The following is a 20,068-nucleotide window of genomic DNA, read 5'->3' as shown; positions in this document are numbered from 1 at the left end:
GTTCCCCCCGTTGTGCGACCTGGCGTGGTTTCCCCCATGAGCGACTGGCGAACCCGGAGGGTGCAAGATAGCTGACAGAAATCCCCAGAACCAGAATCCACCGACTTCCAGTAGCGATCCCCTGGCAAACTTTATCGGTGCAGTATCTCACGGCTCGCTAGCAGCCAACTTAGACGATAACACACAGAACTTTTTTCCACCTACTTAATCCCATCACACAGATGTCTATCGCTCTCACTCACATTCGGGTTCGTCTGCAAATAATCACGCACCCAATCACAACCGCGCACCAGTAAATCGTCGAGATTCAAATTCCACAAAATCACCGTCTTGTCCCAACTTGCCGAAGCAATTGTCTTACCGTCGGGACTGAAAGCTACGCGAATGATCCCAGAGCTATGACCATTCAAGGTTTTGAGCAATTGCCCTTGCAAATTCCACAACCGTACCGTCTTGTCAGAACTTGCCGAAGCAATAGTCTTGCCGTCGGGACTGAAAGCTACGCCAATGACCTGATCGCTATGACCACTCAAGGTTTTGAGCAATTGCCCTTGCAGATTCCACAACCGTACCGTATTGTCCCAACTTGCAGAAGCAATTGTCTTGCCGTCGGGACTGAAACTGACGCCAATGACCTCAGCGCTATGACCATTGAAAGTTTTGAGCAACTGCCCTTGCAGGTTCCACAACCGTACGGTCTTGTCCGAACTGGCGGAAGCAATTGTCTTGCCGTCGGGACTGAAACTGACGCCAATGACCGCACTGCTATGACCGTTGAGGGTTTCGAGCAACTGCCCTTGTAGGTTCCACAACCGTACCGTGTTGTCCCAACTGGTAGAAACAATCGTCTTGCCGTCGGGACTGAAACTAACGGCCCGAACCGTATTGCTATGTTTTTCTAAACGATTGCGCTCCCTGATACCATAGACTGCTTGCCGTAGCGTGGGCACAACTTGTGCCAGAAGTTGGGTTTCGGCTATTCCCCAGGTTGCTTTTTGCAGTTTTGTTCCTGCTCTCAGAGCTTCCAGCAAAGCATCCAACTGTTGGTTGGAATAAAAAAACGCTTCTGAGGATGTTCTGAAAGCTTTGATTTCATTTTGTTGAGCTTGGCGGTATTGAAAGAAAGCCGCCAGCCCAAACCCAGTGGCAGCAAGAAAACCAACAAGTAGAGCAATCAGGGCTTTTCTTTGAAGTTGAATTTTCTCTTTTTGTCGCCTCAGTTGCTCTTTCTGTTGTCGCTCTTTCTCAACCTCCTCAACATCACGAGTTCTAGCACTCTCATCTAAAAACTGCATTGCCTGTTCAAACTGCGGGTTATAACGCCCAGCCCAAGCTTGATTCGGTTTATTGCGTTCTCGCCATTTCAAAGCAATCGTAAGTTCTGGATCACGCCAGAGTCCGGCTTGCTTTTCCTGGTACAGTGCTGAGGTTTCCGCCAAACGGCGATAAATTCGAGCTGACTGTGCTTCTTCTTCCACCCAGTCTTTTAACTTCTGCCAAACCCGCATGAAACTTTCATGGGAAACATCCAGTACCAAATTTTCATCCAACCTCACACCCACAGGCGGCATGAGAAATGAGCGACCAGGAGCGCGGAACTGCTCTACAATATCGATAACTGCTGCTTCTGTCGCTTCCGCAACTGCACAAATTTCACTCAGTTTTGTCGGACGGCGAATCCCGCGACTATCGGAACCTTTCTCTGTGAGACATTTAAATAATTTTTCGGCAATTTTTTTGCAGTTCTCATCTGGTAATTGGTTATAAATTTCGTCCGCATGTTGGGACAGCGCCTTATCCATCCCACCAATCGCCTCATAATGTTGCAGGTCGATTGGTTCTCCAAGTTTGTGGTAATTCCAAGTCCGCATCAGCGCGTGTTGCAAAATCGGCAACTGGTCTGGGTTATCGCCCACATCATTAATCAGCCGATTTACTAAGCGTGGCGTGATTTCCTCTTCGCCAACGCCAACCGGACCTGTAATTGCTGCTCGCAGTTGGTCGCGCGTTAAGCGTGGAATCAAGTACTGACTGTCATTCATCTTTTCCGGTAAATCCCGGAATTGCGCACAATCGCCCAAAAAATCCGAGCGCATTGTCAGCACAACATAAATTGGCAACTCCTGCTGTTGATACCGAGTTGCGTTCACAGGTATCACCTCACCCCTGCCCCTCTCCTTAGTAAGGAGAGGGGTGCCCGGAGGGCGGGGTGAGGTTTGTGAATCCAACTTAGTACGAGTTGCTTCCAAAAGCAGCTTGACAAATGCGGCGGCTTCATCCCCAGAATCTTTCCTAGGAGAGTTTTGCTTGAATCGAAACAATTCCTCAAATTGGTCAACCACAACCAGCAAATTTTCATCACTGGGTTTTCTCGCCTGCTGGACAACTTCGATTAGTCCTAAAGCACCGCGTCGTAAAACTGTTTCAGTAATAATTGTTTGAATTAGGGCATCTTCTGTATCTAAACCAAAAACATCTGGATGATTCAGCGCCTGTGCCAAATTCGCGATGGGGTCATTTCCCGGACGCATCACCGCCACCCGCCAACTTGAGCCAGCCTGTGTCATGAATCCACCCAACAGCGCCGGAAGTAACCCAGCTCTCACCAGCGAAGATTTACCACTTCCCGATGTGCCGACAACTGCTAAAAACCGATGACGCCGCAGCCTGCGGAGTAACTCATCCGTTTGCCCTTCCCGCCCAAAAAACAAATAGTTTTCATGCGCTTCAAAAGGTCGCAATCCCGGAAAAGGATTCAGGCGAGTTTGGGTTTCCAGCATCACCGTTGCCCTCCCTGGATGAGTTGGGCTACGAATAATTCCAATTCCTTGACATTTGTGATTAACTGTGCTTCGCGAGTGCGACACCACCGTTGCTTTTGTGGCGTATGCGGTTCACCCATGTAAATTCCCTTAGCCAGCATGGGTTTTGAGCGACCATAACCGTAAATTTTTCGTAAGTCTCCCAGCTTTGTTCGCAGCCAAGGTTCTTGAATATTACCACAGTAGATAATCACCACATCACACATTTGTAATTGCTCTTGATGATCTTGACGCACCTGCGCTTCATCTCCTTCAAACAAGGGTAATATGACTTCAAAGCCTTGGTTGTAGAGATAGTCATCTAATGGGGCGATCGCCTCCAAGTCCCGCTGGTCACAAATCAAGTAAACTCGTAATGGTCCATCTTCTGCAATAACCTCTTTTGGTGGCTGCGGCTTAGAATTAAGTTTATCTTTAATAATAGTCTTGAGTTCTTCCAAGCTTGTCTGTAGCAAGTTAGGTTCACTTTGCAGAGATTGAATCAGTTCTTCCTGACGCGGTTCTTGTGGTTGTAATCCCACTGGCATCCAAACCAAACGCAAAAATTCCGGAGACTTTTGACTGTGCTTAACTGCCAGTTCATTTTGTAAAACAACGACTGACTTATCTGCTCCTTCCGGCACGATACCATACTTAGCACCAATCAAATGAATCGAAAGTTTGCAGCGCTCTAAATTTTCACACACAACCTGTTCAAAATCCGGATAGTAAGGAGAGAGAGATTGTTCTGGCAAAACAACATAACCCCGTTGCTGCAACTCTCGCTTAACTTTGTTTCGTTCTTCAACAAGATCAAAAGTCGTTTCTGCTAAATAAATAGTGGTTCCAGTAGATGCAACAGGATTTTGTTTAGCCGCACCGTTGTCATCATGACTGGAAAAACTATCTAGCATTTGTTTAATGTCATAAGCCAAATCGTTGATTTTCGTCCAATAATTGCGTTCAGCTTCAACACCAAATATCTTACTATATTCAATTGGACGCCCAGACTGATCCAACTGATAAAACTCATACCCCAAAAGTTCTTGCACTTCCGGGGGATGTTCATTTCGAGCAATTGGGGTTTTGATGACTTTAAAAATCCGTGATTTCTCCGCAAGACGAACGCCACCAGTCATCGCAGCAGCCTCACAAAATTTCTGCAATTCCTTGATACACCACTCTGACTTCACATACCTGGGTGAGAGTACAGAAAGCAGCAACACCACCTTGGGAAATCGTTCTACAATCGTATCGCCAAAGTAATCATTGCCTTGCAATTTTTCATCTCGCCAAATTTTAGGTTTTTCTCCCCGTAGTTGTGCCAAACGGATTTCCAACGCGCGATGAAAATCCGAAATCCATCCTTCCTGCCCTTCACTCAGCGGCTGGTTATCAATGTGGGCGTAGCTGATAAAGATGTCATTTTCAAAACCCATCACTTTTTCGACTTATACTGCTTCTCGGCTGCGTGCAATACACGGCTGTAATGAAAGTGCATACAACATCTCTACACTAAACAATGCCCACTTTACAGAAAATAGCTGTAAATTAACAGTACTGCTTTTATTTATCAACACCCGTAGGGTGGGCATTGCCCAAAAGCAAATCAGATGAGTGCTTTAGATATTTGTAGGCAATGCCCACCAAAGCAGAAAAATGCTGTAAATTAACAGTACTGCTAATAAAATATATAGGAATCCTATTTGATTTTTGAAACACACATAGGTGGGCACTGCCAGTTAGATCCTGCCCACTATATGAGGGTTAATATGGCAGTGCCCACCCTACACTACTACTTTTTCTCCTCTGAAATGTTCTTCTCCGAAGCCTTGTTCTCTGTCGGTGATTGAGGAATGATTTGTTTAATGAACGCCTGCTGAGGATCTTCTTTTTGCTTTTCCTTGTTTTGCACAACTTCGGTAACATAGACATTAACATCACGCTGGAGGATATCTTCAACCTGAGTTGCAAAATTAGAAAAAGCTTCTTGATGAGTGTTGTAATCACTGTAGAGTCCACTCAATTGAGAGAATTGCCAGCCTTGAGTCTTCAGAGACTCCGCCGTATGCCGATAATGCCGCCAGCGTTCCCCATAGTGAAAAAACTCTTCTACAGCGGAACTGATAGCAACGACTCCGCTGAGAGCGATCGCACCCCACCGAACAGACGAAGCAACATTTTTGTCGTTAATATTTAAACCCACTAATATAGGAACAATAATACCACCTATGATTGCTGTTAGTCGCAGTCTGTAATACCAGTTACGAGACTGCTTAGCCCGCTGTGACGTCCACGAGACTTGTTCTAGCCAGCGAGAACGCAGAAACTGTTTTTGTAAATCAGACAGTTCTAGTGTTTCGATGAGTTTTTCCAAGCTTTGTTTCGAGACTTTACGGTTTAAATCCTGAGATGACATTTCTCACTCCTGATCAATAAGGCTCTCCTCAATTAATGTATCTGTATCTGGTTGGATAGTAAAATATAGATCATTAAATTCCTTATTTGGTAATAAACCTGTCGGGTCTATAGCTAAACTATCTTTAATACCTTTAACAATATACATATCAATTTCGCCTTTATTTTTGGCATTAACTTTGCCTCTAGATTCAACTAGAAAAAGATCTTTAATTAACTCAAAAGTTGAAAGAGAAATATTAATACTTCCAGTCAGACCAGATGATTCCATTCTAGAAGCGGTGTTAACAGTGTCACCCCAGACATCGTAAGCGAATTTCTTGTGTCCAATCACACCTGCTAATAATGGACCTGAATGAATACCGATACGAATATCCCAATATGGTTGATTTAAAAGCGCTTTTTCTTTTTTACGCCATTCCATAAAAGTGCGAATATTGATAGCAGCTAGCACAGCATCAATTGCATGAGTTTTATTGTGAGTTGGAATTCCCCCAACACACATGTAACTATCACCAATTGTTTTCAATTTTTCTAAGCCATGCGCTTCAGTAAACTGATCAAAACAAGAAAAACAATAATCTAGTTCATCGACCAATTCCTGTGGAGTCAACTGTTCTGATAACTTAGTAAAATTCTTAAAGTCTGTAAACAGAACAGAAGCAGATTCATAGTAGAGAGGCTTAACAGCGCCAGTCTGCTTGAGTTCAGAGGCAATATCTATTGGTAGTATATTCAAAAGCAATTTATCTGTCTTGCTTTTTTCTTTTTCTAATTCAAGATACAGCCGATTTAACTCTTCAAAGCGTTCAGCATTACGGATGGCTGCAGATAATTGCACTGCTAGTAAATAGCCAATGCGTAAATCTTCTTGAGTGTAACTTCTTGCTGCTGAGGTGGCAAAGTTGATTGTACCAAGCACGCGATTATCACATTCCAATGGAATGATGATCTGCGATTGGTACTGGCTAAGAAAACCCCTTGTAGGTTTTTCATGAATCAGTCGGGCTTGACCTGTTTTCAGACTAATGCCAACGACACCCATTTCTGTTGTATCAGAAAACTTGACTTCGACAGTAGGACCGAACAGCTTTACGATACGCCAAGAATCATTAGTATCGCTCAGGCAAACACTACAATGCTCAAAGTCTAACAACCATTTTGCTTGTTTACTAACAACTCGCAAAATCTCATCCAGCTTCAGCGAACGATTGATGGCGGTCGCAATTTCATTAACAGCTGCGATCCTACTGGAAAGCGCTTGAGCTTCAGCAAGCAGGCGACGGGAAAGGAACAACAGTTGCTGATAGTCCTGTTGTTCTAGCCGAGTACCAATAGAGACGGGGAGAGAAGAAGTCATAATGTATCAATTTCTAGCGAAATTGAATCCGTGTATTTATTAATACTTGTAAATAAATCTGCTGTGGCGACAATCTCAAATATTTCAGAATTGTCTAAACCTAAGTCATAAAGGTGTTGATAATCTTTACTCGTGAGCGTGTGCGGTTCAGTCGCGGCTTTCAAACCAAAGCTGATCACTGCTTTTTCACGTTCAGGTAGCGGACAGGCTGCAAAATCTGAAACTAGGGTTCTTAAAACTTCTTCGCTCATCCCTAATGATGATAATCCATGCAAATGCACATTCAGTGCATAGGGACTATTATTAAACTGGGAAATAGCAATTCCTAGCATTTCCTTGAGTGTGCGTGGAACATCTCCTTTGAGGATAGTACTGCGAAATTTCTTCCAATTCGCTTCCAATATCTCAGGATTGATTGTCATGGATTTGAATAAATTTGGCACTATGCCAAATCCAAGTTCAACCTGAATTTCTTCATATATTGCTTTGACGTAGGGATCACTGAGTTGGTCGTATTCGATGATGGGAAATTTAGCCATTCTTATCTATCGCTTGAGTGAGGAACTTGTTTTAAGCTATACTTTGCACGCTTCAAAACTGAGTTTTTTTGATTTGGGCAAGAGCAACACTAACTCAAGATACTAACCTTGAGTTCAAAAGCGCAATCTTTGCTCGTGCAAAACATACTTAACTTAAACAGTTTTGTACAACTTAATACAAGGCATATCTTATTCTAGAGTAACAATACTGTAGCGACCACCTCATCAGTAAATAGTATTATTTTTTACTCTATGTTTATAAATGTATCAAGCAAGTATTACCATAGTTGAGGTATAAAAACTACAAATAATTTATCAAAGAGTCTATAATGGGTCTGGATGAGAGTAAGTACAAACTAACTAAAGAAACTTATAGTTTTGAGTACTTTTGAAACAATAATTAATCAAGAAACACCATTAGAATGATGCAGGCAGAATATCAGCAGCGCCGTGAGCAATTGATGTCAAAAATTGGGAATGGAACTGCAATCTTTCGTAGCGCGCCAACAGCGGTGATGCACAATGATGTAGAATACGCTTTTCGCCAAGACAGCGACTTTTATTATCTAACTGGGTTTAACGAACCACAAGCAGTAGCAGTTTTAGCACCATCACACCCAGAACATCGGTTTGTGTTATTTGTCCAACCTAAAGATAGGGAGCGGGAAGTCTGGAGTGGTTATCGCTGTGGGGTAGAAGCCGCAAAACAAGTGTATGGTGCAGATGAGGCTTACCCGATCGCCGAACTCGATGAAAAGTTGCCACAGTATTTGGAAAAGTCTGATCGCATATATTACCATCTCGGACGCGATCGCACTTTCAACGACACAATCCTTAATCTTTGGCAACGTTTAATGCGGACTTATCCCAAGCGCGGTACAGGACCAATCGCGATTGAAGATACTGGTCCAATTCTGCACAGCATGAGATTAAGGAAAAGTCAAGCAGAATTGGACTTGATGCGTAAAGCTGCGGATATTGCAGTTGAAGCACACAATCACGCCATCAAATTTACACAACCAGGGCGGTACGAGTATGAAGTTCAAGCGGAAATTGAACACATCTTTCGCCTCCGTGGTGCACTCGGACCAGCTTACCCTTCAATAGTCGCTTCTGGAGTCAATTCCTGTATTTTGCACTACATTGAAAATGACCGACAAATGCAGGACAATGAGTTACTGCTGATTGATGCTGGTTGTGCTTATAGTTATTACAACTCTGATATTACGCGTACATTTCCGGTGGGTGGCAAATTTACGCCAGAACAAAAGAGGCTTTATGAGATTGTTTTGGAAGCACAAAAGCAGGCGATCGCCCAAGTTCAACCAGGTAATCCCTACAAACAAATTCACGATACAGCCGTACGTGTCCTGACAGAAGGCTTAGTTGAACTTGGTATACTCAAGGGTGAAATTGACAAGCTCATTGAAGAAGAAAAATACAAGCCATACTATATGCATCGTACTGGTCATTGGCTAGGTTTAGATGTTCATGATGTGGGTGTTTATCAACATGGTGAGGATAACCAACAGATTTTACAACCAGGTCAGGTGCTGACAGTAGAACCAGGACTTTATATAGTACCAGATACCAAGCTAGCAGAAGACCAGCCACAGACAGATCCACGTTGGGTTGGTATTGGTATTCGGATTGAGGACGATGTTTTGGTAACATCAACAGGTCATGAAGTGTTGACAGCTGGTGTACCTAAGGAAGTCGCTGAAGTGGAAAGTTGAAGAAGAATTCAGTCGTCAGAATTCAGTATTCAGAAAAAAGAAATAAAGAATTCTGACTTTTGACTTCTGACGACTGACGAATGATTCTCTTTGATAAACCGTTTAGCTTGCTCTCCACTCAGACAACTGTTTGGCAAACTCTTCACCATCCCAGTCCTCAACGACAACGCGAGGTAATTGAAAGCGATCGCACTGCCTCCGGACAGTACGAGGATAAGTCGTGCAAGCACTCATAAATCCCGCTTCCCGCACCAAACCTGCTGTTTCTTCAGAATAGTTGCCGTGAGGATACGCAAAACTCACCACTTTTTGTCCTATAATCTCCTCAAGATGAGTCTTGCTGTCTTGAATCTCTTCCCTCTGTCGGGCAGTAGGTAAGAAAGATAAAAATGGGTGTGTTACAGAATGTGCACCAATTGAAATTAACTCACTTCCCAGAGTAGACACTTCCTCTAAATTCAAAATGCGGTGATTTGGGCGCAGTGTTGGAACACAATCACCCCACGCCAGCATTTGATCCATAACCTTTTGTCGTGCTTCTGGCAGCAAAGGTGATAACAGCCAGTAAAGTGTGCGATAAAGAGTATGGCGAGGAGTGGGGTTATCTTCCCCTAACGCCCTCCAGTGGCGATGTCTGACGACAAGCCGCTTTGCGTCTACGCGCTGATATTCCTCCTCACTGTAATTGGCTGCTGTACCTAATTCCCAGCGATGGGTTGTACCGTTAATCTCTAAACAAAGAACTTCTGGTAAACAACCAGGTTCCAGCAACAACCTATTAAGTTCATCCCACCACAAATCACGTTTTTGTTCCATATATCCACTGGTTAAAAACATAGTGGCAGGAATATCGTAACGTTCTAACAGCGGTTTGGCGTTATAGAGATTATCTGTATAACCATCATCAAAAGTGACTGCTATCTGCCAATGAGGAGTTTTGCCTTGTTGCAATGTCTGGTTTAATTGCTGTAACGAAACAACTTCGCCAAACTTGTGTAAGACTTCCATCTGTTGGGCAAAGTGGCGAGGACTAACACAAATTGACCAGGGGTCAGATTCCACTTCTGTGATACGATGGTACATCAAAATAAGACCCCCCGGTGCTAAACGCCCCCGCAAGCGTTTAGCCATTCGCCGCAGTTTACTAACTCCAGGTATTTTCATACAGTATCTGGTTTGACTGCCCTGATAGTAATTGTGACTTGGTAATTGCGATCGCGATAATCTAATTCTTCCTGACGCAATTCTTCACTTGCGATCCCATAGAGAAAAGCATTAGCAACGAGTACATTCCCGTGAGTTTCAATTTGGAGATTTTCTGCTGGGAAGAACTCTTCAAACATACGCTTAACTGATAAAGCAGTAAAACTCCAACACCAGTAATCAGCCCACTGATAATCACCAATATGACTAATGCCAGGAACTGTCACCAAAGCGACTCCTCCAGGCTTAAGGATGCGGTGAACTGTTTTAATCGCCGCCCGTACATCGTAAATAAGCTGGATTGTATGCGTCAGAATAAAGCAGTCAAAGCTATTTGATGGAATATTGTCCCCACAAGTAAGATCTCCAACGATCGTCGCCTTGGGATTGCCTTTTGTCACATGAAGTACGTCGCTTTGGGTGATGCGTTGAACAGAGTCCTTGCTAGAGACATAGCCACCAAACTGTCTGGTATAGTTATCATCACCAATCTCTAAAACACGCCCACGAACATCCTCTTGATAATGGGCAAGGAAGTTTTCAATATAATAGCGGTCAACAGGCTGACCTCTATCATAGCCAAAGGCTTGACTCATGGGCGTAACCCGTCGCAAGCTACCAAAATCCATAGCCCCTGTAGGAGGAATATATTTATCACCAAGCAATTGCGTTCCTAAAAAGCGGTGAACAGAACCAGGAAATTTTTTGCGTGCAATTCGCGCGACTTTGTTTTTTACTCGCAATAGAAAGTACAACATAGGATGGTGATAGGGGTAAAGAGCCTTTTCTAGTGCATTCGAGAGTTCAGCGTCTTGCACTCGGTGTGTAGTGATGTACTTCTGTAGCCAGTTCAAATAAATCTGATGTGCAGGATTAGGTTTCAAAGGATGATACTTTCCTGTTTGGATTGCCTTAGAACAACTAGACTCTGAGTGTTGGCGATATCTATCCCAGCAGTTACTATCTACATATACAGGAGCATGCAAGCAAATTTTTGCTAGCAACACTTGATCCTCAAACATATGTTGAATAGTGTCATCGAATCCGGAGACAGCTTCTATAACCTCCCGTCGTATCAGCAATCCGCAGGTGCAAGGTACGATTCCAACAATTTTTAAAAACTGAGTTACTAAGCTTGGTGGATGAAACAAAGTATTCGGCTGAACTCCAAGTGGTCTAATATTGTCACGTTGGTAATCTTGTTGTTCACCGGTCCAACTATACCAATGTTGAGTTGGTCCATATACCATACCAGTCTCAGGTTGAGATTGTAAAATTGCCACCTGCTGTTCTAGTTTTTGTGGCAAGAAGACATCATCAGCGTCCAGAAAAGCAATATACTTGCCTTTTGCCTTGCTGATCCCCAAGTTTCGAGAAGTACTTTTACCAAGATTTTGGTGATCATCATGCTCAAAATAATGCACTTTTTCTAGATACAAATCTGCATAATGCTGAGCAATGACAGTACTTCCATCACTGGAACCATCATCTATTAATAATAACTCCCAATTTTGATAGGATTGGGTGAGCACACTTTCTATTGCTTCCTGGATAAACTTTTCAGTATTGAAAAAGGGAGTGATAACAGAAACGAGAGGTTGACTTTCCATGATTTTCCATAACCTAAATATTTAAACTTGAGCTTGAAACAGTGAACAGTAAACAGTGGTAACTGGTAACTGGTAACTGGTAACTGATAACTGGTAACTGTTAACTGTTAAACTTGAGTACTACCAGATTGCAGATTATAAAGCTTGGCAAATAATCCATTGAGTTTAAGTAAATACTGGAGATTGCCTTGTTCAACAATCCGTCCTTCTTCCAGGACAATAATTTGCTCTGCCTGCTTAATAGTAGATAAACGGTGGGCAATCACAATCACGGTACGATTTTGACTAAAGGAATTGAGAGCTTCCTGAATGAAATTTTCAGAAAGACTATCTAAAGCATTAGTTGCTTCATCAAGAATCAAAATCTCTGGTTCGCGAATGATCGCGCGGGCTAAGGCTATGCGTTGCTTTTGTCCTCCTGAAAGCCGAATGCCGCGATCGCCAACTATAGTATCGTAACCTTCAGGTAACTGACTAATAAATTCGTGGGCACTCGCTTTTTTAGCGGCGGCGATAATTTCGCTTTTTGTTGCATCCAAGCGACCATAGGCTATATTTTCTCCTACTGTTGTATTAAAGATATAAATATTCTGACTGACAATAGCAATGCGACTGCGCCAAGAAGATAAATTTAACTTTTGTAGAGGATGATTATCAACAGATATCTCTCCATATTCAGTTTCATAAAAGCGACAAATTAACCCAATGACTGTAGATTTACCTGCACCTGAAGGTCCAACTATTGCAGTAGTTTTACCTCGGGGTATAAAAAACGAAATATCCTGAAGTGCAGGTTTTTCGGAAGTATTGTAGTAAAAGTTAACAGCTTCAAAAGTAATTCCTCCTTGTAAACGTTGAAATTCAATATCACCGGAGCAAATATTATGTTTCTCAGTTATATCTAAAAATGACATCACATCTTCTACAGCACCCAATAAACCAATCAAATTCACACGCTCAGTATCTAACCGCCTCACGACGGGCTGGAGACGATAAAGCATAAAAATAAATGTTAATAATGTAGGAACGTTAGACTGTTGTTGCAGAGCGATCATCAAAATAAATACTAATAAAGCAACTGCTAAAACTTCCGACAGTGGTCCAGTAATTGAATAAAGCTTAGCCAAGTTCAGAGCGATAATACGTGAATGGATTGTTGCTTGTTCAAAACGTTTGAGTTCGTAAGATTCGTGACCAAAAGCGCGAATCTCCCTCATTCCGTAAAACCCTTCCATAACCCGATTAGCGAGATTATTGTGTGCCTGTACTGACTCTCTACCCAGCTTTGTTGCCCTGCGCGTTACATACTGTATAGTTAGTGAAATAAGCACCAAGGCAACAGTAACCAACAAACTTAGTTGCCAAGATGTCAGCATCAGCAGAATCACAAAAACAAAAACTGTACACAGACTGATAGCGATATTAACGAGCAGAAAAATAGCATCGCAAGTTCGCCAAGTTTCGATATCCAGTGTATTCAGCAATTTACCTGATGCATGAGAGTCCAAAAAACTATAACTCACGCTTAAAAGCTGCTGAAAAATTTTGCACAGCAAACGCTGTCCAATATGCCAGTACAGCCAATGACCAAGAAGAGTACTGATGTAGGCAAGGCAGTTTTTTAGTATAACTAACCCCAAAATACACACTGGTATTATGAACAGATGTTTATCTTGTGGGATGTTGATGAATATTTGATTAAGAAAATTAACTAGTAAATTACTAGAGCCTCTTTGTGAGTTTGTTGTATCTAGAGTCTGGAGAAAAGGTATAAACAGACTAATTCCTAATCCCTCAAATAAAGAGGAGAATATCCCTAGAATGATAATTACTGGAATGACCCAAGGATACAATCTTAGAAGTGGTAATAAAGTCTTAATTGCCTTTACTTCTTGCATTGTATTTCCTTCTGATGTAAAAATATTGATAGGAAATCATGAATATGTTTATTTGTTATTTCTTTGAGCAAGAGCTACAAAAATCGACGCTGTAAGATATCAGATACTTTAGTTTTGACATTCCCATGCCTAAAAACCGATAAGTTTGCGGTAGCCTACCCGCCAAGAGTGCCTGTTCGCAGGACTTACTAATTGGATCGCAGCACCCTACGCTGTACCAAGGCACATAAACGGTGAACGCGATACAGGTAAGCGCAAGCGGACGCCCAGAAATGGAGTCCCCTAAACCCCTATACCCTTATTCCCTTACACCCCTAGTTATTACAGCACCGCAGCTTATTTCAAAGGGTTTGCCTTTGAGATAAACTCCTGGCTGTCTCACCGCTCTTTAAGCATTTAGGACAGTTCTTTGCCGTATTAGTTTGTAACTTTTAATGCTGTATAACTTCTCTCCTAATTGTCTTTATGTGCTATACGATACTTAATTTTAAAAGATAATTGCTTTTTGAGGTGCAGTATATTCACTTATAATTCTTTAACTATTAGGCTTTATCTACAAATTTTTTAAATCTATACTCATTGAGTTAACGAGTTTTCGTTTCAGTATATACACTAGGCAAAATCTATCAAATAACAGATGCTACTTATGGTCTAGACTCATGGACACAAATACTATCCGGCGTTGCAGGTTGCCTTTCGGTTGAGTCTGGAGTCGCGCTCCGTTTTTGGTACGTGTTTGATCGCCTTCAATTCGTTCTGGATGTATGAGCGGTTGAAAACAAAGATCATGGACACCTACTATGAAATCTGTGGGAAGATTCGTACAATGATTCAGTAGCGCCACATACGTTTGACATAGGAGACAACCAATGCCACTACAGGCAGTTGGATCAATTGAAACAAAAGGTTTTCCTGCTGTGCTAGCAGCAGCGGATGCTATGGTGAAAGCAGGTCGAGTCACTCTTGTAGGATATATAAGAGTGGGTAGTGCTCGCTTTACAGTTAATATTCGTGGGGATGTATCAGAGGTAAAAACCTCGATGCAGGCTGGTATTGAGGCTATAGAACATGTTCATGGCGGAACCCTTGAATCTTGGGTGATCATTCCTCGTCCCCATGAAAACGTTGAAGCTGTCTTGCCTATAGGTTATACACAAGAAGTCGAACAATACCGACAATCAGTGGAAAATCCAATTGTACGCAGGTAGTTGGTGGTTAGTTGATAGTCGGTCGTTCACAGTCAAAAGTTTCATGTTTACTCATGAGTAGCTAACAAGCTAAGTTCATCGTAAGCAAACGGTGTTAACCAGAGTATCAGCTATCCTAGTGACTCATGACTAATCTATGTCTAGTGTCTCAATAATTATTCCTACCTTAAACGAGGCGGAGTGTCTGGCACGCACTCTCCGCCATCTTACTATATTGGTACCTCCAGTTCAGGAGGTACTAATTGTAGATGGTGGCAGTTCTGACGAAACCGTTACTATAGCTCAAAAGGCTGGAGTTTCTGTTATTGCTGCCAAAAAACGTGGACGTGCTGCACAAATGAATCAAGGCGCGGAGGTTGCAACCGGAGAAATCCTTTGTTTTTTACATGCAGACACCTTAGTTCCAGACGATCTTGTCGCAGTCATTGAGCAAACACTAGTAGACAAAACTGTTGCCGGGGGAGGTTTTATTTCTTTGATGACAGGTGATAGAACCACTCGATGGGGAGTATCACTGCACAACTTTGTAAAAAGTTACTACGCGCCATTACTTTTTCGCCCACATCTGTTTTTTCAAGGACTGCGCTTGTTGTTTGGTGATCAAGTCATATTTGCACGTCGTGCTGATTTTTGGAAATGTGGAGGTTTTGACAGCAATATTCCAATCATGGAAGAAGCTGACTTATGCCTGAAGCTGGTGCGACAGGGGAAAATCCGTCTGGTGAACCGCATTGTCCAAAGTAGCGATCGCCGTGTGGCACATTGGGGTTTTTTCAAAGCGACAGGCATATATCTTGCCATTGGCTTTCTTTGGGGTATAGGCGTCTCGCCACAATACCTAAAGCAGTTTTATGAGGATGTTCGCTGAAACTTTAGCCGATTGAACAAGCCAGTAGTTTTTAAAGGTATCCATCAGGGTACCTCTTAATTTTTCATAGCTTTTTGCTAACATTAGGTATACATTTTGACTCGTCATTTTTTGCCGATAAACGACTGCTCTTTTTTTCAAAATTATGTAAGCCTTTTAAAGATGAATACAAACTCACAATGTCTGGATTCATTTATGTTGTAAAATTCAAATGATATCCTGCTGAGTTGTTATAGATACACAATCTAGCTAATTTTTAGTATAAAAATTAGCTAGTATACTGTTTGAAACATATATTGTAAAACAACGTCTGGAGAGGTGGATCAAATTCGCCAAAATTATCGGGTGCAAAATGTTAGTTTTTCCTGATCCCTGAATCAAAATATCTTGTCACCTTATATATTTTGGGTAGATCGTTTTTCTGAGTCAAGACAACATATTCTAAGTTTACAAAAATTTAACTTTAGAAAAAGTCGTCAGAAAAGCTCAGAAAGCTTGATTTGCCGTAGTTCAAGATTGTGAGGATGCATCGAAATTTAAAACTACCTGCATAACTTTAGTGAGTCAAAACGTAATAACAGAGGAGACACATCAGATGTCATCATGGACATCATCAAATCGGGTGCAGCTGGCAGTAAAGAAATAAAGAGGGACGGAGAAAAAGGGGGTTGTGATGCAGACTTTAAAACAGGGTTTCGAGGAGCGCAATCTCACTATGGTTTTGGAGGCGGAAAAACTGACACAATATTGGCTCAAACGCCTGGATATCGAATGTCCAGAACAAAGTTTTGCCAATAGAGAAAGTATAGTCAAATGGCTTGTGGGAAATGACTTAGATCGGTTTGAGGTACTGAACTCTAAGGAACTGGAGATCGCCAAACAAGCTATGGAGTACCGCTACAAGATTTTGCGTCAGCGTTACTTAGGATTTGCAAGAGTTCGTGCTTACCGCAACCTGATCACTCGATTGGGGAGTTTGGTGACGTTACGTCATAAGATCCAAACTTGGGTTGCCTTGAGTCGCGATCGCCAACGGACAGTGCTGGATGTACTTCAAGAAGTGATCCAAGAATTACTGCAAAGCGATAGTTACATACAACAACAAATGGTTTCTATTTCAGAATTGACAACTGATGATAGACTCAAGAACGCTCTACTGTTTGCCAGTGTAGAAGAGTATTGTTTGCGACCAGTACGTAACCAACCTCTACTGGCGTACCGTTTCGTGAATTTCTTGAGAAGAACTCAACGTGGTGGTTTAACCCAAGTACCAACTCAAGACTTAGTTAGGCTTGTCTCTGCAGAAATTCTTACTGATGACAGTGATAATCGAATCAACTTGGTTGATACTCAGGCAGTAGCTGAATATCAAGAAGCTCAAGAGATAGAAGAGCAACAAGCACTGCGTAAAACAGTTCAGCAGGAATTTGAGGATTATTTATACGAAAATCTTGGTTCAGAAGCTATTGACTGGTTGCGACTCTATCTACAAGGTAAGCCTCAAGATGAAATAGCCAAAAAACTAAATAAGCCGATCAAGGAAGTCTATCGACTCAGAGAGAAAATTAGCTACCATGCTGTACGTGTATTCGCCCTCAAAGGGAAACCAGAATTGGTAGATAGCTGGCTGTCAATTTCTTTAAAAGAACATAACTTGGGATTGACACCTAAGCAATGGCAACAATTTCATGAACAATTAACCCCCATGCAGCGCCAAGTCCTAGAGTTGCGTAAAGCAGGTTATTCGATAGAAGACACAGCTTCAGCGCTAAAACTCAAAATGCATCAAGCAATGGGTGAATGGACTAAAGTTTACCTGTTAGCCCAAGCTTTGAGGAGTCAAGACTGAGGTCATCCTGAAAAGGAAATTGGTAATTGCTCAGTGATTTTAAATTTATAGTCTAGTAGGTTTTAGCTGCTGAACTATAAACTCACAATTACCTGTTTCCAATTCCTAAATAATCTTCTGATTATTTGTCATTCTTTTATTTTTATTTATATAAAAAAATTTTTGTTGACCAAATGATAATAATATTAACATAATAGTGGTAAATCTGTTATAAAAGTATAAACTAGTACTACATAGCATTGATTGCTACTTTGTATCTCCCTTGAAAATTCTCTAAATCCTTTGGTTCTCTCCTGTGTGTTCTACGGAAGTTCTGGTAAAGTAAGTCTATTGACTTGTCTGTGTATCATTGGTACTTTCATGATTACGAAAAATGGTATAGTCTATATCAGGTAAGTTGATATGGAAAACGGCAACGAAGTAAAACTCAGCATTGGAGAAGCAACTGAGGAATTGACGTTAAAGTCAAAATCCTAAGATAATGAGCTAATCCAAAAAAGATGAAATAAAAACTTTCCGAACTCAGTTACGAATGCTAGAAAAAAGTAGACAATAGCAAAATCGTGGTTTATTTCATCAATTTCAGGTCGTTCATCTACTGAAGCGATAAAGTATACAAAAGTCTCAAGTGCTGAGGCAACAGTAGTAAGCAAGTTTTTTTACTTACGACTATTGACTATTGACCATTAACTCTTAACTATTAACTAATAGTTAATAACTCAGAATTCTTACTCATAAACAAAGATGACTGAAGCAACTGCACCTCGCACTAACATTTATACCAAGGAAACTGCACCAGCAATTCACTATCAGGTGGCAATGCCCAAACCAGAAACGCACTTATTTGAAGTGAGTTTACGTCTGGTAGACTACTCGTTGCCGACTTTAGATTTGAAATTGCCAGTGTGGACTCCTGGATCTTACTTAGTCCGGGAATATGCCAAGCACTTACAAGATTTTGCGGCTTTTGCTAATGACAAGCCTTTGTCCTGGCACAAGATTAGTAAAAATCACTGGCAGGTGGAAACAAGTGATGTATCAGAAATTGTTATACATTACCGTATATTTGCAAATGAGCTATCAGTGCGAACAAATCACTTGGACTCTAGCCATGGCTATTTCAATGGTGCAGCACTGTTTTTTAGAATACGGGCTTGGGAAGGACAACCAATACAAGTCACTGTTTTAGCCCCACACAGAGAGTGGCGAGTCACTACAGCATTACCATCAGTTCCACACAAGACAAACACTTTTAGTGCTACAGATTTTGACACCCTTGTAGATAGTCCTTTTGAAATTGGTGTCCATCAGTTACATCACTTTGAGGTATTGGGAAAATCCCATGAACTGGCAATTTGGGGGAAAGGCAATTTCCAATTGCAGCAGATGATTAGTGATATTGAGAAAATTATTGAAGTAGAAGCACGGATGTTTGGTGGGTTACCATATCAGCGATATGTGTTTCTGCTGCATTTATTTGCTCAAGCTTATGGTGGTTTGGAGCATAAAAACTCCTGCACACTCATTTATCAGCGCTTAGGTTTCCGCGATCGCGACAAGTATGAACGCTTCCTGCAATTAGTCGCACACGAGTTCTTTCACTTGTGGAATGTCAAGCGCATTCGCCCAAAAGCACTAGAAGTCTTTGATTACGACCAAGAAAACTATACATCGTCACTGTGGTTTTGTGAAGGGACAACAAGTTACTACGATTTGCTCATTCCCTTACGCGCAGGAATTTATGATGCAAAGTCATTCTTGAATAATTTGAGTAAGGAAATTGCTCGGCATGAAACAACTCCAGGACGCAAGGTACAATCTCTTGCAGAATCGAGTTTTGATGCATGGATTAAACTTTACCGTCCGGATGCCAATAGCGGTAATAGTCAAAATTCCTACTATTTAAAAGGGGAAATGGTGTCGTTGTTGCTAGATTTGCTGATTCGTTCACGATCTAGAAATCAGCGATCGCTAGATGATGTCATGGTGAAAATGTGGCATCAATTTGGCACAGATGAAATTGGTTATACTCCAGAACAATTGCAATCGGTGATTGAGTTTATTGCTGGTATAGAGTTGACTGATTTCTTCAACTCCTACATTGATAAGACTGAAGATTTGCCTTTCAACGAATACCTGGAACCATTTGGCTTGCAACTGGTGGAGGAAAAGGGTGAAGAACCTTATCTAGGAGTTAAAGTTAATAGTGACAATGGACGGGAACTGATTAAGTTTGTTGACGCAGATTCACCCGCACAATTTGCAGGAATTGATCCGGGAGATGAGTTGCTGGCTATTGATGGTTTGCGTATCACAGCCAATGGGTTCGGCGATCGCCTGAAAGATTACCGACCAATGGATATCATTCAAATCACTATTTTCCATCAAGATGAACTCCGTACCTTACCTGTCACCTTGGCGTATCCTCGCGTTAGTAGGTATCAGATAAAACCAGTAAAAAATCCTTCTACGATACAGAAAGAAAACTTTGCTGGATGGTTAGGTGGGTCTTTGACGACTCTTTATTAACAATTCGTCATTGATAATTCGTAATTCGTAATTAGTCAATGAATTACGA

Annotated in this window: 13 protein-coding genes; 5 read left to right on the top strand and 8 right to left on the bottom strand. The window is 41.7% G+C overall.

Annotated features, from left to right (window positions below; genetic code table 11):
- Positions 1-200: 200 nt before the first annotated feature.
- From AC5590_RS24340 to AC5590_RS24320, 5 genes are all read right to left on the bottom strand, one after another.
- A complete protein-coding gene (locus tag AC5590_RS24340; RefSeq protein ID WP_248277264.1) occupies positions 201-2,780 on the bottom strand; it encodes a WD40 repeat domain-containing protein in 2,580 nt (859 codons plus the stop codon).
- Positions 2,780-4,240: a DUF4062 domain-containing protein gene (locus AC5590_RS24335; protein WP_169265954.1), complete on the bottom strand. Its 1,461-nt coding sequence runs from the start codon at positions 4,238-4,240 to the stop codon at positions 2,780-2,782. The genes AC5590_RS24340 and AC5590_RS24335 overlap by 1 nt, the downstream gene beginning before the upstream one ends.
- A 356-nt stretch (positions 4,241-4,596) precedes the next feature.
- Entirely contained in the window at positions 4,597-5,220 is a 624-nt protein-coding gene (locus tag AC5590_RS24330) for a DUF4231 domain-containing protein (protein WP_169265953.1), read from the bottom strand.
- Between the two features lie 3 nt (positions 5,221-5,223).
- Positions 5,224-6,579 (bottom strand): adenylate/guanylate cyclase domain-containing protein, encoded by a 1,356-nt coding sequence (locus tag AC5590_RS24325; RefSeq protein ID WP_211178510.1) that lies wholly within the window; start codon positions 6,577-6,579, stop codon positions 5,224-5,226.
- Positions 6,576-7,118, bottom strand: a complete 543-nt coding sequence (locus AC5590_RS24320) for a carboxymuconolactone decarboxylase family protein (protein WP_169265952.1) — start codon at positions 7,116-7,118, stop codon at positions 6,576-6,578. Before AC5590_RS24320 ends, AC5590_RS24325 begins: the two co-directional genes overlap by 4 nt.
- 425 nt (positions 7,119-7,543) lie before the next feature.
- On the opposite strand from AC5590_RS24320, the gene pepP reads away from it, so the two are divergent.
- Positions 7,544-8,854, top strand: coding sequence for a Xaa-Pro aminopeptidase (gene pepP / locus AC5590_RS24315; RefSeq protein WP_169265957.1), 1,311 nt, complete (start codon positions 7,544-7,546; stop codon positions 8,852-8,854).
- Positions 8,855-8,956: 102 nt separating this feature from the next.
- Here pepP and AC5590_RS24310 read toward each other — a convergent pair whose 3' ends face one another.
- From AC5590_RS24310 to AC5590_RS24300, 3 genes are all read right to left on the bottom strand, one after another.
- Positions 8,957-10,018 carry a polysaccharide deacetylase family protein gene (locus AC5590_RS24310; RefSeq protein WP_169265951.1) on the bottom strand — a complete coding sequence of 354 codons (1,062 nt, stop codon included), beginning with the start codon at positions 10,016-10,018 and terminating at the stop codon, positions 8,957-8,959.
- Positions 10,015-11,667 (bottom strand): glycosyltransferase, encoded by a 1,653-nt coding sequence (locus tag AC5590_RS24305; RefSeq protein WP_169265950.1) that lies wholly within the window; start codon positions 11,665-11,667, stop codon positions 10,015-10,017. The genes AC5590_RS24310 and AC5590_RS24305 overlap by 4 nt, the downstream gene beginning before the upstream one ends.
- 107 nt (positions 11,668-11,774) lie before the next feature.
- A complete protein-coding gene (locus AC5590_RS24300; RefSeq protein WP_169265949.1) occupies positions 11,775-13,565 on the bottom strand; it encodes an ABC transporter ATP-binding protein in 1,791 nt (596 codons plus the stop codon).
- A gap of 869 nt (positions 13,566-14,434) precedes the next feature.
- On the opposite strand from AC5590_RS24300, the gene AC5590_RS24295 reads away from it, so the two are divergent.
- The 4 genes from AC5590_RS24295 to AC5590_RS24280 all read left to right on the top strand — a co-directional run bounded on the left by AC5590_RS24295 (position 14,435) and on the right by AC5590_RS24280 (position 20,019).
- The gene (locus tag AC5590_RS24295) at positions 14,435-14,773 is read left to right on the top strand and encodes a carbon dioxide-concentrating mechanism protein CcmK (RefSeq protein WP_169265948.1); all 339 of its coding nucleotides are present in this window, start codon (positions 14,435-14,437) and stop codon (positions 14,771-14,773) included.
- Between the two features lie 136 nt (positions 14,774-14,909).
- Positions 14,910-15,641, top strand: coding sequence for a TIGR04283 family arsenosugar biosynthesis glycosyltransferase (locus AC5590_RS24290; protein ID WP_169265947.1), 732 nt, complete (start codon positions 14,910-14,912; stop codon positions 15,639-15,641).
- Positions 15,642-16,314: 673 nt separating this feature from the next.
- A complete protein-coding gene (locus AC5590_RS24285; protein ID WP_169265946.1) occupies positions 16,315-17,490 on the top strand; it encodes a HetZ-related protein 2 in 1,176 nt (391 codons plus the stop codon).
- A 744-nt stretch (positions 17,491-18,234) separates the two neighbouring features.
- On the top strand, positions 18,235-20,019 hold the full coding sequence (locus AC5590_RS24280) for a M61 family metallopeptidase (RefSeq protein ID WP_169265945.1): 1,785 nt from the start codon (positions 18,235-18,237) through the stop codon (positions 20,017-20,019).
- Positions 20,020-20,068 lie beyond the last annotated feature (49 nt).

Origin of the sequence: Brasilonema octagenarum UFV-OR1 (assembly GCF_963888615.1) — a bacterium.
GTDB classification, from domain to species: domain Bacteria; phylum Cyanobacteriota; class Cyanobacteriia; order Cyanobacteriales; family Nostocaceae; genus Brasilonema; species Brasilonema sennae.
This window is presented reverse-complemented; position numbering and strand designations above follow the sequence as displayed.